Consider the following 14,091-nt stretch of genomic DNA (forward strand, 5'->3'; position numbering starts at 1 on the left):
AAGTGAACCCTGACAAACCCCGGTCCTGCCCTGCGGAGCGCCCCCGGCTGCGTGTGTCCTGGGGGGCGGTGACCCACACGGGGCTGGTGCGCGAGCACAACGAGGACGCCTTCCTGGCCAGCAGCCCGGTCTTCCTGGTGGCTGACGGCATGGGCGGGCACCGTCTGGGGGACCAGGCCTCCCGGCTGGCTCTGTCATCCTTCGAGCACCTGGTGGGGCAGGAGTTCGTGGACTCTGCCGAGCTGGAACGCTGCCTGTCCCGGGCAGCGGCAGAGGTCTCCGCGCTGGGGCACGACGCCGTGGCCCCGGGCTCAACCCTGACCGGCACGGTCCTGTCCCTGCAGGGACAGCGCCCCTGCCTGCGGGTGCTCAACATCGGGGACTCCCGCACCTACCAGCTCTCCAGCGGCGTGTTCGGCCAGGTGACCCGGGACCACTCACACGTCCAGGACCTGGTGGACGCGGGCTTCATCAGCCCGGAGCAGGCCCGTAAGCGTCCGGACCGCAGCGTCATCACCCGGGCGCTGGGCGCCGGGGCGGGACCGGTAGTCCGCGTGGACCAGACCTTGCTGCCCGCCGTCCAGGGGGACCGGTTCCTGATCTGCTCTGACGGCCTGAGCGGCCAGGTGCGCGACGCCGCGCTGGCGCAGGTCCTACTCAGCCACCAGGACCCGCAGGAGGCGGCGGAGCGTCTGCTTGAGCTCGCGCTGGGAGAAGGCGGGCAGGACAACATCACCGTCGTCGTGGTGGACCTGCTGGAGGTGAGCCCCAGCTGGAGCGACGCGGAGCCCGATGGCTCCGGCTCCCACGGGTTCGCGCCGGATGACACCGTGCCTACGCCGAGTGTCAGCCATCCCGGCCCGGAGGAGGCATAGTGAGCAGAACCAGCTGGTGGACGGGGCAGGTGCCGGTGGCCGTCAGCGCCACCGGGGCACTGGCGCTGGACGGGGACGGCTCCCTGCTGGAGCGCCTGTGGGCAGAGCTGGAGCGGGGCGTCGACGTCGCAGAGGTGCTGCGCGTGCTGGTGCTGGCCTACGACGGCTCCCTGCTCAACCTGCCGGACTTCCTGCTGGTGACGGCGCAGGAGGAGGGCCTGCGGGCGGTGGCCCGGGGGCGGTTCCGCCTGCTTGACGCCGCTGGTGCGGTCCTGCTGCACGCACCCGACCCCGTGGCCTGGGAGGAGGTCAGGGTACCCGCAGGCACTGAGGTCGTCATGGAGCTTGAGGGGGGTGAGCCAGTCGGGCCTGGCTGGCTCTTGCAGTCGGGAGTAGTCCCCGCCAGCAGTCTGCGTCTTCAGGGATTCTCGGCGGCAGGGGCGCAGCCCCGTATCAGTGGCCAGGTTGAGCAGCCACTGCCTGCGTCGTCTGTTCCTGCCGAGCCGGTGCCTGTGGCTCCCGGTACAGGCCTGCCCGGTCCCGCTGTCCTGGAGGTCCCGGAGCCGGCTGCGGGCAAGCCCTGCCAGGTCTTCCCGGCTCCGCAGGACCCGTCTGAGCCTGGAGTGGAGACCCAACCCTACGAGGAGCCGGTGTACCCGGACGAGCCCGCGGTAGCAGGCAGCCCTGCCTCCGCTGCCACCCTGGGTATGGACCACCTGGACCTGGTCGGGGAAGCGGAGTCCGCCCCCGCAGAGCATCCCTTGGAGGAGCCCAGCGTCTACGCCCACCACTACGGTGACCACACTATGGCCGTCAGCCTGGCGGAGGCCGCTATCGCCAAGCCTGCAGAGGAACCGGGTCTGGTCACCTCGGTGCCCAAGGCGGGGCAGCCCACGACGGTTGATCCCGCGGATCCAGTGGGCTCACCGAGTGGCGCGGTAGCAGACGCCTTGCCGGTCACCTACTCCCCTGAGGACCCTCGACCAGAGCCCGTCAGTATCCCGCCGGAGGTGGTTCCCGGGTGGATGCACGACGGCCACACCGTCCAGGTGCCAGTGCGACGGGGGGCACGTCGGGGTGCGCACGCCGCCAGCCCGGCCGAGGCGGCACAGCCAGCAGGCCCGGACCGTGAGGGCACCGTCCTAGCCGTTATGTGCCCCGCACAGCACCCCAACGCGGTCACTGCCCTGGCCTGCCGGGTCTGTGGGGCGCCGGTGGGTGGCCCGAGCGTCCACGTTCCCAGACCCGTCCTGGGACGCCTGCGCACCTCCAGCCAGGAGGAGGTGGTGCTCCACAGCGACGTCGTGATCGGCCGGGCGCCCCAGGCCGCTCCCCTGCCCAACGGCACCATGCCGCAGCTGCTGGCGGTCGCCTGCCCGGACAAGTCGGTGTCCAAGACGCACTGTGCGGTACGGGTCGAGGGCTGGGACCTGCTGGTGGAGGACCTGGGCTCCACCAACGGCACCTTCCTCCTGCGCCGAGGCGAGGCTCCCCGCCGGGTTACCCGAGGCGCCCCGGAGCCACTGCAGGCGGGGGACGTGCTCAACCTGGCCGACTCGGTGACCATTGCCGTGGAGGCCTACGGTGTTTGAGCGTTCCCGCCCGGTCCCGCCGGACATCCCCGGGGCCAGCTACGTGCGCTTCCTGGGGGCGGGAGGATTCGCCGACGTGTTCCTGTACCACCAGGAGTCTCCCTCCCGGGACGTGGCCGTGAAGGTTATCCGCTTCGAGGCCCAGACAGAGGCGCAGAGCCGGTTCAAGCACGAGACCGACACCATGGCCCTGTTCTCCTCCCACCCCTCGGTGGTCTCCGTGTTCGACGCCGGCCAGACCAAGGACGGCCGGGGCTACATAGTCATGGAGTTCTGTCCGCCGCCCCACCTGGGGCAGCTGTGCAGGCAGGAGCCTCCCTCCCTGGACCGGGTGCTCAAGTACGCCGTCAATATCGGTTCCGCGGTGGAGACCATCCACCGCAGCGGCTACCTGCACCGGGACATCAAACCAGCCAATATCCTGCTCACTCCCTTCAAGCGGCCTGTGCTCACGGACTTCGGCATCGCCGTGCCGATTGAGGCGCAGGTGGTGGACGACGAGTTCGGCGGAGCCTCCCCGCCCTGGGCCCCCTACGAGCAGCAGCTGGCTAACACGGCCCTGACCCCGGCGGCTGACGTCTACGCCCTGGGTGCCACCGTCTACAACCTGCTCACCGGGCACCCCCCGCACGTGGACCCGGGCAAAGGCGCCCAGAACGAGCGGTCAGACATGCTGCGCCGCGCCCAGCGGGGCGACATCCTCCCGATCAGCCGGGCTGACGTGCCCGAGCAGCTGCGCCGGGTGCTGCGCACCGCTATGGCCCCACGTCCCGTAGACCGCTACCAGACGGTCCTGAGCCTGGTGCGTGACCTGCAGAAGGTCCAGCGTGACCAGAACCTGGCGGTCACTGAGGCCGACATCATGGAGCAGTCCCTAGTGGCGTCGGCGCAGACCGGGGAGGCGGACCACACGGTCCTGCGGCCGGTGACCTCCATAGACCCCTACCAGGGGACCCAGGACTCCATGGTGGCCGACGCCACCCGCTTCAAGCCCCGGATCATCGTCCCCCAGCCGGAGCCCGACGAGCGGACCAGCGCCGACACCTTGCGAGGCCATCCCCAGTCAGGCCAGGCGCTGCCAGTGGAAGGCCCTCTCTTCGGCGGTGGCCTGGCACCGGCTGCGGAGAGCACTGGGAGGCAACGCACCCAGGACTTCCGCCACAGCACCACTGCCTCGCCCCTGCCGGGCCCCGAGCCCGAGCCAGCGGCTGCTGCGGCGCAGGCACCGGGTGACGGCGTCGCCCCGCGGGAGGACGAGGCCGTGTCCCCGCCGTCCAGAAGATCAGTCCTGGGACTGGTGGCCGCAGCGGTGCTGGTGCTGGCTGTGGCGGGGGTGGCCGTCTGGTCGGTCCTGCGCGATGAGGGCGGCACCCACCAGGTCCAGTCCACCGCCAGCCCGGAGGCCGACGTCGTCGGCCCTGGTGGCGAGGTGGCTCGCGACGCCGGGGTCACCAACCTGCAGCTGGCCGCCAACGGCAAGCAGGTGACTGTCACCTGGGACTATGACGGTCCCCAGGGCGCGACCTTCCTCTACTCGGTGGTGGATCCTGCGGCAGAGCAGCAGGTGCAGGAGACCTCTGAGCACTCCGTGACCGTTGACGCTCTGCCGGGACGCACCTGCGTGCAGGTCGTGGCCCGCAGCGCCTCGGGTTCCTCCTCGGTACCCGTGACCGCCTGCCAGGAGACCCCATGAGCCAGGAGCAGCCGCCAGCCAGCCAGTCCTCGGCGGAGGCTGATACCCGGGCCCCGCTGAAAGTCGACTTCTGTGGGGAGCTGTACGAGGTACAGCCCGGGCAGGTGTTCAGGATCGGTAGGCAGGGAGACCTGTCCCTGGACGACAACCCCTTCCTGCACCGCAGCTTCCTGGTCCTGGAGTATGTGCACGGCCTGTGGTGGCTGTCTAACGTCGGTTCACGGCTGGCGGCCTCGGCGGCGGACAGCACCGGCTCCTCCGTCTCCCACGTGGCCCCGGGCTCGCGGGTGCCGCTGGTGTTCCCGGAGATGGCGCTGGTCTTCTCAGCCGGGACCACCACCTACGAGATCCTCTTGCAGGTCCCTTGCCCGGCCTACAGCGCCTGCACGATGAGCGCAGCCACCGACATGGAGACGACGATCGGCGCGGTGAGCCTGACCGCCAGCCAGCGCCTGCTGATCCTGGCCCTGGCGGAGCCCTGGCTGCGTCGTGCGGGCACAGGACCGGTGGACCTGCCACGCAACGTGGATGCCGCCGCCCGCCTGGGCTGGAGCCTGACCCGTTTCAACCGCAAGCTCGACAACGTCTGCGACAAGCTGGACCGGGTGGGGGTCAAGGGGATGCGTGGGGGACCCAAGGCGCACGCCTCATTCCGGCGGGTGGCCCTGGTGGACTACGCGCTCGCGGCCCGCCTGGTCGGCGTCGAGGACCTGCCCCTGCTGGATGCGGCCGCTGCAGCGGCCAAGGAGGCCTGATGAAGCTACGTCTGACTGTCACTGCGCCCTCTGGGGTCGCCCGCAACCTGCAGGTCACGGCTGACGCCACGGCCACGATCGGGGACGTGGCCGCGGGGCTGGCCGGTGCTGGCCCGTCCCGGGCGAGCGACCCTGTGGATCCGCGCTCAGTGACCCTGGAGGTGCTGGAGCCGGGTGGTCCGGTGTCCACCACCGGTCGTGCTGGGTCCTCAATTGGTGGCGGGGTGCAGGGGCGGATGCTGGACCCGGCGCTGCACCTGGATGAGTCCGGGCTGCGCTCCGGGGCGGTGGTGACGGTACGGGCGGTAAGCCGCTCCCACCGGGACAGCGCCCAGGAGGGGGCGGTCGTGACCGTCCTGAGCGGCCCGCACGGGGGTGAGTCCTTCCCGGTGCCGGTGGGGGCCACGGAGATCGGGCGCTCCTCCCGCTGCGACATCACCTTGGGCAAGGACCCGCTGGTCTCCAAGCACCATCTGCGGCTGCTGGTGGGGGCCACGGTGGAGGTCAGTGACCTGGGCTCCGCCAACGGGGTCCTGGTGGGGGACCTCAAGGTGCAGCGCCAGGAGGTGGGGGCCGCCGACGTCATCACGATCGGCAGCACGACCTTGCGCGTCTCCCGGGTGGTGGCTGCCTCGGAGATACCAGGCAGCGCGGACACCACGGACCTGGGGCACATACGTTCCCCCCGGGTGGTGCCACGCACCCCGGAGGTCACGATTGACCTGCCGAACGCCCCTAGGCCGCGGGACAAGGCCCGTTTCCCGATCCTGGCGATGATGGCCCCGCTGGTGATGGGCGCCGCCATGTACCTGATGACCCGCAACCCGCTCAGCCTGGTCTTTGTGGCCCTGAGCCCGATCATCATGATCGGCAACTGGATCGACCAGCGGATCAGGTCCAAGCGAACCTACAAGCATGAGGTGGAGGTCTTCTCGGAGGCGATTGAGCAGGCGGGGAAGGACCTGGAGGAGGCGCACGAGAGGGAGCGGGCCGCTCGTCTGGCCCAGTACCCCTCCACGGAGGAGGTGCTGGCGGACGCGCTGCTGATGGGGCCCATGCTCTGGGCCCGGCGTCCGGAGCACCCGGAGTTCCTGCAGCTGCGTCTGGGGCTGGGCTCGGACGTGCCGCGCACCCAGCTGGACGGCGGCAACGACGCCGACGCCGTGCCGGTGCACAAGGAGATGATCCGGGAGGTCCAGGCCCGCAACGACCTGATCTCCGAGGTGCCGATCGTGGCTAACCTGCGGGAGGACGGCTCAGTGGGCCTGGCGGGCCGCCGGGACCTGCTCGACGGCGTGGCCCAGGCGGTACTGGCCCAGCTGGTGCTGCTGCACTCCCCGGCAGAGCTGTCCCTGGTGTGCCTGACTGACACCCGTGGCAAGGGCCGTTGGGGGTGGCTGGAGTGGCTGCCGCACACGTCTTCACCCCACTCGCCGATAGGCTCCATGCAGCTGGCCTGCGACCCCACAACGGGCACGGCCCTGCTGGCTCGCCTGGAGGAGCTGATCTCGGTGCGTGGCGGCGCAGGCACGCCGGGGCTGCGTGGGCCTGCGGAGCATGAGGACGACTCCGGGGACGAGCCTACGGTGCCCGCGGTGGTGGTGCTGGTGGATGGCGCCGCAGTGGACCGGGCCCGCCTGAACCGGGTGGTGGAGCAGGGGCCGGACGTGGGCGTGCACGTGATATGGGTCACCGATCACGTCAAGGACCTGCCTGCGGCCTGTCGCACCTTCGTGGATGTGCAGGCGCAGGGCACCACTGTCGGTTTCGTGCGCCGGTCGCGCTCAAGTGACGACGTCGTGCCGGAGCTCTTGAGCCCGGAGCGCAGCCGGGGCCTGGGGCGGGTGCTGGCCCCGGTGGTGGACGCGGGGGTCCCGGTGGACGACGAGTCCGACCTGCCGCGCTCCATATCCTTCGTGTCCCTGACGGGTGAGGAGCTGGCGGACTCCCCGGAGGCGCAGGTCCTGCGCTGGCAGGCCAACCACTCGGTCATCAACCGCACCGGCACCTTCCCGCTCAAGCGGCCGGTGTCCCTGGCGGCCCTGGTGGGGCAGGGGGCGGAGGGGCCGATCTCCCTGGACCTGCGGGTGCACGGCCCGCACGCCCTGGTCGGGGGCACCACGGGGGCGGGCAAGTCGGAGTTCCTGCAGTCCTGGGTGCTGGGCATGGCCCAGGCCCTGTCCCCGGACCGGGTTACCTTCCTGTTCGTGGACTACAAGGGCGGTTCGGCCTTTGCCCGGTGCACGGACCTGCCGCACGCCGTCGGTATCGTGACGGACCTGTCGCCCGCGATGGTGCGCCGGGCGCTGACCTCCCTACGGGCTGAGCTGCGCTACCGGGAGCACCTGCTGAACGCCAAGGGGGCCAAGGACCTGGTGACCTTGGAGAAGAGCGGTGACCCGGACTGCCCGCCCAGCCTGGTGATCGTGGTGGACGAGTTCGCGGCCCTGGTCTCTGAGGTGCCGGAGTTCGTGGACGGCGTGGTGGACGTGGCCCAGCGGGGGCGTTCCCTGGGGCTGCACCTGATCCTGGCCACGCAGCGTCCGGCGGGTGTCATCAAGGACAACCTGCGGGCGAACACGAACCTGCGGGTGGCCTTGCGCATGGCGGACGAGTCGGACTCCCAGGACGTGCTGGGGGTCAAGAGCGCCGCCCACTTCCCTCCGGAGATCCCGGGCCGGGGCGCCGCCAAGACGGGGCCGGGGCGCATCAAGCAGTTCCAGTCCGCCTACCCGGGGGCGCGCACCAGCGCGGAGGTGCCGGTGGCGCAGGTGGCGGTGGAGGAGATGACCTTCGGGGTGCCGCGGCCCTGGCAGGTGCCGCGTCACGAGTCCCACTCGGAGGACATCCCCCAGGACATTGACCGGGTGGTGGACACCTTGGCGCGGGCGGCGGACCTGGCGGGCCTGCCGGTGCCGCGCAAGCCCTGGCTGCCGGAGCTGGCGGCCAGCTACGACCTGAACCACCTGTCGCAGCGGCGGGACACGGACCTGCTGCTGGGTGTGGTGGACGACCCGGACAACCAGGCTCAGCACACGGAGTACTACCACCCGGACACGGACGGGAACATCGTGTTCTACGGGGCTGGTGGCTCCGGCAAGTCGACGGCCCTGCGCACCCTGGCAGTGGCGGCGGCCATCACCCCGAGGTCCGGTCCGGTGGACGTCTACGCGATCGACGCCGCTGGCGGCTCCTTGCAGATGCTGGAGGTGCTGCCGCACGTGGGCGGCGTCATTGACGCTGACGACACGGAGCGGGTGCAGCGGCTGATCCGGCACCTGACAGAGGTCATTGACGAGCGTGCTGACCGCTACTCGGCGGCGCATGCGGGCACGATCACCGACTACCGCCAGATCAGCGGCAACACCGCGGAGCCGCGCATCCTGCTGCTGGTGGACGGACTGGGGGCCTGGCGGGGTGCCTTGGAGAAGACCATGGACGGCATGGCCCTGCTGGACGCCTTCGGACGGGTGCTGGTGGATGGCCGGGCGGTGGGCGTGCACGTGGCTGGCACGGCGGAGCGTCCGCAGGCGATCACCTCCGCGATGGCCAGCTCCTTCCTGCGCAAGGTGGTGCTGCGGCAGAGCGACGAGGACGGCTACATGTACTTTGGCCTGCCCAAGGACGTGCTGTCCCCGACCAGCCCGCCAGGGCGCGCCATGCAGACCGACAACCCGCAGGAGATGCAGATGGCGATCCTGGGGCAGTCCATGGACGTGCTGGCCCAGGCGCGCGAGCTGGAGGCTTTCGGCAGGTACCTGGAGTCGCGCGGGCGGCAGCGCCCGGCAGCGATCAAGCGCCTGCCTGCGGACCTGACGGCCCGGGACCTGCTGCCGGTGGTGGCGGGCAGCCCGGTTATCGGCATGTCCTCGGACACGCTGGCGCCGCAGGTCTTTGAGGCGGTGGGGGTGATGCTGGTGGCGGGTCCGCCGCAGTCCGGCACCACCAACGCTGTCCGTTGGATGGCCACCGCGGTTAAGGCCTGGGACGCCGACGCCGTGCGCGTGCACATCGCCTCCCGCCGCTCCCCGCTGGCGGGCCTGGAGGACCTGTGGGACCTGTCCGTCTCTGGTGAGGAGCGGATCAAGGAGGCCCTGGAGCGGATCCTGCCCACCCTGGAGCAGGAGGCCCGGCCCGGGCACCCGACGGTCGCCCTGTTCATTGAGGGCTACCCGGAGTTCCTGCAGGGGCCCTTGGAGGCCAAGCTGATTGACGCCGTCAAGAAGGCTAAGCGTAACGGGCACCTGGTGGTGGCGGAGGGGGAGACCTCTGGCTGGAACTCCTCCTGGCCCTTGCTGCAGGAGATCCGTTCTGCCCGCACGGGCCTGCTGCTGCAGCCGGACTCGGGGGACGGGGACATGATCCTGCGTACCTCTATCCCCAAGGTCCGGCGTGGGGAGATGCCTGTGGGGCGGGGCTACTGGGTGCAGGCATCCAAGGCCACCAAGGTGCAGGTGCCGCTGCTGGAGGGGTGAAGGCGGTTGTGGGTAGATGGGGGACGATCCCCATCTGCTGCGCGGGGGATCGGAGATACCCTCTGTGTAGAAGCCGGATCCCGGGTCCGGTTCCACGATTCCGTTTTCTGGTGGAGCACTGTCTGCAGGGCTGGTCCAAGGAGGAACGAGTATGGCTGACCTAAAGGTCACTGACGCCGACTTTGATAATGCGATAACTGGGTTGTCGCGTACTAAAGACGGTTTCTCGAGCATGAAGTCGGTGGGTGATGAGCTCGCCAGCTCTGTCGGGCACCGTGGCCTGGCTGCTGCTTGCACGGAGTTTGTCTCTAGCTGGTCCGTTAACCGGGACCGTATCCAGCGGGCGATCGACAAGCACCTTGAGATGCTGAAGCAGACCAGGGAGGCTTTTGACAAGACTGAGCAGGAGCTTACCCCCCGGGGTGAGGACAGCCAGCCCCAGCGGCCTACGCCGCAGCCGCAAGCGGAGCCGCCGGCGCAGACGCCTTCTGGAGGCACTGGCGGCTCGGGTGGTTCCGGTGGCGGAGGTGCTGACCTGGGCGGGGGCGCGGGGGTACCCTCTGTGACTGGTGGCGGTGGGGGAGCCAACCTGGGGAGCACCGAGACTGAGCCGCACAAGGACGTCAACCAGGTTACGGGTGGCAGCGCCCAGGCAGACCTGGGTCAGGACCTGCCGCCTGGCGCTCCTGAGGTGGGGCAGGTCCAGGGCGGTGGCAACCGTGGGGAGGGCGTTGACGGCGTCGTCATGGGGCCCCATCAGGACGCCAGCCGGGTGGATGACACCCCGGCCAACGCTGAGCTGATTAAGCAGCTGCAGGAGCAGGGGCTGCCGGTCTTTGCCGTGGACGGTAAGGTGCAGCGTCCGCTCGGTCAGGTCGAGGGGATCGGTACGCTCTTGGGCTCGCAGGACGATCCGCCGACTGTCTCCGCCGTGGTGGACGGCAACGGCAAGGTGGTGGACATTGCTGACCTCAAGCCGGAGTACGACGAGAAGGGCAATCTTACTGGTCTTAACCAGGTGCCGGTGAAGGTGCAGGACCTGGGGGCGGCCACGGGGCAGACTGAGGCGGGTGGGGCTAAGGCCCCGGGTCTGGTTGACGGTTCTGCGGCACCGGCGCCGACGCTGGACACCCGCACCCAGGAGGCGGTTGACCGGGTCAAGGAGCTGTTTGGCGGCATGGTTGAGGTCGCGCTGACCGGAGGCAAGGGCGGCGGGGAGCCGACCTTGACCTTGGCCGGGGTCTCCGGCATCGGCCTGGCGGCCTTAGCCACCTTGGCGGCCCTGCGCCGTTCCGGTGACGATGCCGATACTGAGGTGAGTGACCTGGGTACTGGGAAGGAGGGGCTGCGGAGCGGGCTCGGTGACCTTTCCGGTGGCTTGAAGGGTGATTCTGCGCCGCGTCAGGCTACTGACCGGCAGAACCTAATTGACGCCCTCTTGAAGGACCTGTCACCGGAGCTTTCTGGAGACGACGCCGGGGCTGGTGGCTCTGGGGCGCAGCTGCGTGATTCCCTGGCTGAGGCTGCTGAAGGGCTGCCTACTTCGGGGGACGGCGGTGACGCCCGGCTGCCGGAGGGTGCGCCGGGGCTCTCGGGTGAGGCATTGAAGGCTTCCTTGTCAGATCTGGGGGCTGGTGGTGGCCAGGACCTGGGTGGTGACCTGCCTGCTGGTAGCGATGCCGGTCTGACCGGCTCGGGCGCTGCTGGTGGAGCCGGTGGCGGAGCGTCTGCCGCTGGCGGTGACCTGGGAGGACCGCTTCCGAGTGGCTCGACGTCGGGCGGTGACCTGGGAGGACCGCTTCCGAGTGGCTCGACGTCGGGCGGTGACCTGGGAGGACCGCTTCCGAGTGGCTCGGCGTCGGGCGGTGCTGAGGCGGCCCCGGCTGCTGGTGCTGCGGCCAGTTTGGATCAAGGGGCTGAGACGGCTCACCGTGAGGAGGTCGTCAAGGAGAGGCGCCATGCCCACATGATGGGGGGCATGGGCATGGCGGCCGGTATGAGTGCTGCTGGTGGAAGGGCCGGGCTTACCGGTGCCGAGGAGGAAAAACGTAATGAGGAGGCCCGGCGTCTGCGTGATCGCCTCTCTAGCTCGAAGGAGAACAGCTGATGAGTCGTCCAACTGATTGGTCCCCGATCGGTTTCGCCTCCGACCCGGTGCCGGGTGACCCGCTGACTGTGGCCAGTGCTGCCAAGACCTTCCAGAACACCGCTGATGAGATCAGCAAGGCTGAGAGCCACCTGCGCAACATCTCGATAAACGGTCAGGGGGAGGCGATTCACAAGATCCGTCAGAAGTGTGATGAGCTCGCGGAAAAGATCCAGAAGGCGCACCAGATCTGTGACGGTGTGGATGACGCCCTGAACCCCTATGTAGAGGTGTTGGAGAGCGCCCAGGAGGTCTCTCTCAAGGAGCTGCAGAACGCGCAGACCCATAAGGCTGAGTGTGAAAATGCCTACAGGCACCGGGAGAACATCAGGGAGCAGTACAACTCCTCGCAGGATGCCCAGCAGCGTAATGACCTTCGTACTCAGTTCCTGCAGTGGGACAATAAGCTCAAGCAGGAGGGTGAGCAGGTCGAGGCTGCTCGGCGTCGGTTGCAGGATGCGATTGAAGGCCGGGACTCCGCGGCCGAGACCGCTGCCAGCAAGCTCCGGGAGCTGGTAGGTAACAGCGGACTGAAGGACTCCTGGTGGGACAAGGTCTGCGGTATCGCGCGGAAGGTCTCGGAGTGGCTGGAGAAGATCAAGCCTTGGCTGGACAAGATCAGTGCCATCCTCTCTGTGGTGAGTATCGTGGTGGCCTGCATCCCAGGACTGCAGGTGGTTGCTGCGGTGCTGAAGATAGTTTCTCTAGTGCTGGCAGCGGCTACGCTGGCCACAGGGCTGATGGTCAATGGCAGGAAGTTGATAGACGGCGAGATGGGCTGGGGCGAGTTTGCCCTTAACACCGGCATGGACGTGCTGGGTTTTGTGGGGGCCGCCAAGTCCGCTAAGGGTGCCATCGGTGTCCTGAAAGGGTCTAGGACGGGGCTCACTGCTGCTGCGCAGCACGTCAAGGACACTACTAGCTGGGCGAAGCGTGCCAACGAGCTCAGGGAGGCGAACCCGGTTCGACGGCTCTATGGTAAGGCGAAGGACTTGTGGAACGGGGAGCCCTTGAAGCGGCGGGTTCTTGACGAGTATGGTTATCGCCTGTGGCGCAACGGCGCAAACGAGACCATCGGTAGTGGTATCAAGTACTCGATTCTGCGTGAAGGCACTAAGGATGTGTACAAGGGCACCCGTAACCTCATCAAGGACCAGATCGTAGAGGCATACACTGGAAAAGATAAGCAGAAGGCGCCCTGGGAGTACTACTTCCCCGGAAAGATTAAGAAGGCTCTGAAGCCTGTGCATTAACGTGTGGTCGTCTAATTAGGAGGTAAACTGTGCGGAAGATTGAGTACGCCCTACCCAGCGGCTGGGCGGAGATTGATTTTGCTGCAGATCTGGCTCCCCAGGTCCAGGACGTTGTCCAGAGGCTCACGCAGGGAGCTGGGGATGCGGAGCGTCAGCGTGTGGTCATCTCCGCGGCGCTGCGTGAGAACCTGGAGGGCCTGCGTGAGCAGGGAGCCAGCTTGTTCCTGACGGAGGTGGAGCCCTTCATGGGGGTTCTCACGGGGGTGTCGATCACCGTGTTCCCCTTCCCTGACGACCTGGATGAGGATCCTATGGACACCTTGGTCTCTGTCGCGTCTCAGACGCCGGGTGCAGTGGTGTTCGAGGCTGGTGAGCTGGTGGTCCTGCGTACGATCGAGACCGATGACCGGACAGAGGCTGTGCGTGAGCAGCTTGACCTGGTGGAGGCGGCCGACCTTCCTGCCGTGGATCCTGCTGATGTCGAGGCGGTACGTACCAGCGCGACCTACTATGTCGGTCATCCGGGTGCGCCTGATGACTGGATGGTTATGGTCGCGCAGATGAGCACCCGCGGTGACGAGGCAGGCAAGGACCTCGTGGAGAAGCTGCTGGGGCTCTGTGATGCAACCGTCGGGTCTGTGAGGTTCGCATGAGCAACTACGTGGCTGATACCGATCAGATGTGGATCGCCTTGCCGGAAGCTCCTCTGCAGGGGGCGGAACTTGCTGCCTGGTTGAAGGAGGTGGAGCAGGAGCTGCCGTATCCGGATCCTGCTGTGGCCTCCACGTACCTGGGCTTCCTGCGCGAGGTTGCTGGTGCGAGGCAGGACGAGGATGTCACTAAGCGCCTGTTCTTTCTCCCCGGCAGCGAGATGGCGCCTGTCATGCTAGAGCTTTTTGAGTACGCTCAGGACAAGGACATTGATGAGGCTGCCGCTCTGGTATCCCTGATTACGGTGGACAAGAATGAGCGAGGGCCGCATGTGTCGGACACTGTGGACCTGGCTGACGGTCGGGTTATCCACCGGTCAGTCGCTGCTGTGCCGATCCCGGACACGGAGGACGAGGCTGACGTGGCCGTATGTGCCTTCCACGCTGTCCGTATCGGAGAGGTGGATGTCGTAACCCGCACCTGGGTGGGCGAGTCAGTCACTCTACTGGCGGAGGTGGTCCCCGCTGTCGAGGACCTGCTAGCGAGTCTCAGGCTAGTCCCCTGAGCCCACCTGGCTACATCATCTTCTGCCAGACTCTGATGGTGCTTGATCCCCATTGCTGGGTGCGGGCGCTACCGGCAGACTCAGTA

Annotated in this window: 9 protein-coding genes; all 9 read left to right on the forward strand. The window is 68.1% G+C overall.

The genetic code is table 11. From position 1 onward, the window contains the following. The first annotated feature begins 2 nt into the window (after window positions 1-2). The 9 genes from JG540_RS02200 to JG540_RS02240 all read left to right on the forward strand — a co-directional run bounded on the left by JG540_RS02200 (window position 3) and on the right by JG540_RS02240 (window position 14,005). Window positions 3-875, forward strand: coding sequence for a PP2C family protein-serine/threonine phosphatase (locus tag JG540_RS02200; protein ID WP_200276637.1), 873 nt, complete (start codon window positions 3-5; stop codon window positions 873-875). Further along, on the forward strand, window positions 875-2,467 hold the full coding sequence (locus JG540_RS02205; protein WP_200276639.1) for an FHA domain-containing protein: 1,593 nt from the start codon (window positions 875-877) through the stop codon (window positions 2,465-2,467). Before JG540_RS02200 ends, JG540_RS02205 begins: the two co-directional genes overlap by 1 nt. Further along, window positions 2,460-4,160 (forward strand): serine/threonine-protein kinase, encoded by a 1,701-nt coding sequence (locus JG540_RS02210; protein WP_200276641.1) that lies wholly within the window; start codon window positions 2,460-2,462, stop codon window positions 4,158-4,160. The genes JG540_RS02205 and JG540_RS02210 overlap by 8 nt, the downstream gene beginning before the upstream one ends. Continuing rightward, on the forward strand, window positions 4,157-4,915 hold the full coding sequence (locus tag JG540_RS02215) for a hypothetical protein (protein WP_200276644.1): 759 nt from the start codon (window positions 4,157-4,159) through the stop codon (window positions 4,913-4,915). Before JG540_RS02210 ends, JG540_RS02215 begins: the two co-directional genes overlap by 4 nt. Continuing rightward, window positions 4,915-9,390, forward strand: coding sequence for an FtsK/SpoIIIE domain-containing protein (locus JG540_RS02220; RefSeq protein WP_200276647.1), 4,476 nt, complete (start codon window positions 4,915-4,917; stop codon window positions 9,388-9,390). Before JG540_RS02215 ends, JG540_RS02220 begins: the two co-directional genes overlap by 1 nt. A gap of 364 nt (window positions 9,391-9,754) precedes the next feature. Continuing rightward, a complete protein-coding gene (locus tag JG540_RS02225) occupies window positions 9,755-11,497 on the forward strand; it encodes a hypothetical protein (RefSeq protein WP_200276651.1) in 1,743 nt (580 codons plus the stop codon). Then, on the forward strand, window positions 11,497-12,789 hold the full coding sequence (locus JG540_RS02230) for a putative T7SS-secreted protein (RefSeq protein ID WP_200276655.1): 1,293 nt from the start codon (window positions 11,497-11,499) through the stop codon (window positions 12,787-12,789). Before JG540_RS02225 ends, JG540_RS02230 begins: the two co-directional genes overlap by 1 nt. A gap of 29 nt (window positions 12,790-12,818) precedes the next feature. Next, window positions 12,819-13,442, forward strand: a complete 624-nt coding sequence (locus tag JG540_RS02235) for a hypothetical protein (RefSeq protein WP_200276657.1) — start codon at window positions 12,819-12,821, stop codon at window positions 13,440-13,442. Further along, the gene (locus JG540_RS02240; RefSeq protein WP_200276660.1) at window positions 13,439-14,005 is read left to right on the forward strand and encodes a hypothetical protein; all 567 of its coding nucleotides are present in this window, start codon (window positions 13,439-13,441) and stop codon (window positions 14,003-14,005) included. Before JG540_RS02235 ends, JG540_RS02240 begins: the two co-directional genes overlap by 4 nt. The last annotated feature ends 86 nt before the right edge of the window (window positions 14,006-14,091 follow it).

Origin of the sequence: Actinomyces weissii (assembly GCF_016598775.1) — a bacterium.
Classification (GTDB): Bacteria; Actinomycetota; Actinomycetes; order Actinomycetales; family Actinomycetaceae; genus Actinomyces; species Actinomyces weissii.

Bases quoted from the DNA above. Each gene is read 5' to 3' on its own strand.
- JG540_RS02215 (WP_200276644.1), top strand. From the start codon at position 4,157: ATGAGCCAGGAGCAGCCGCCAGCCAGCCAGTCCTCGGCGGAGGCTGAT.
- JG540_RS02220 (WP_200276647.1), top strand. From the start codon at position 4,915: ATGAAGCTACGTCTGACTGTCACTGCGCCCTCTGGGGTCGCCCGCAAC.
- JG540_RS02225 (WP_200276651.1), top strand. From the start codon at position 9,755: ATGCTGAAGCAGACCAGGGAGGCTTTTGACAAGACTGAGCAGGAGCTT.
- JG540_RS02230 (WP_200276655.1), top strand. From the start codon at position 11,497: ATGAGTCGTCCAACTGATTGGTCCCCGATCGGTTTCGCCTCCGACCCG.
- JG540_RS02240 (WP_200276660.1), top strand. From the start codon at position 13,439: ATGAGCAACTACGTGGCTGATACCGATCAGATGTGGATCGCCTTGCCG.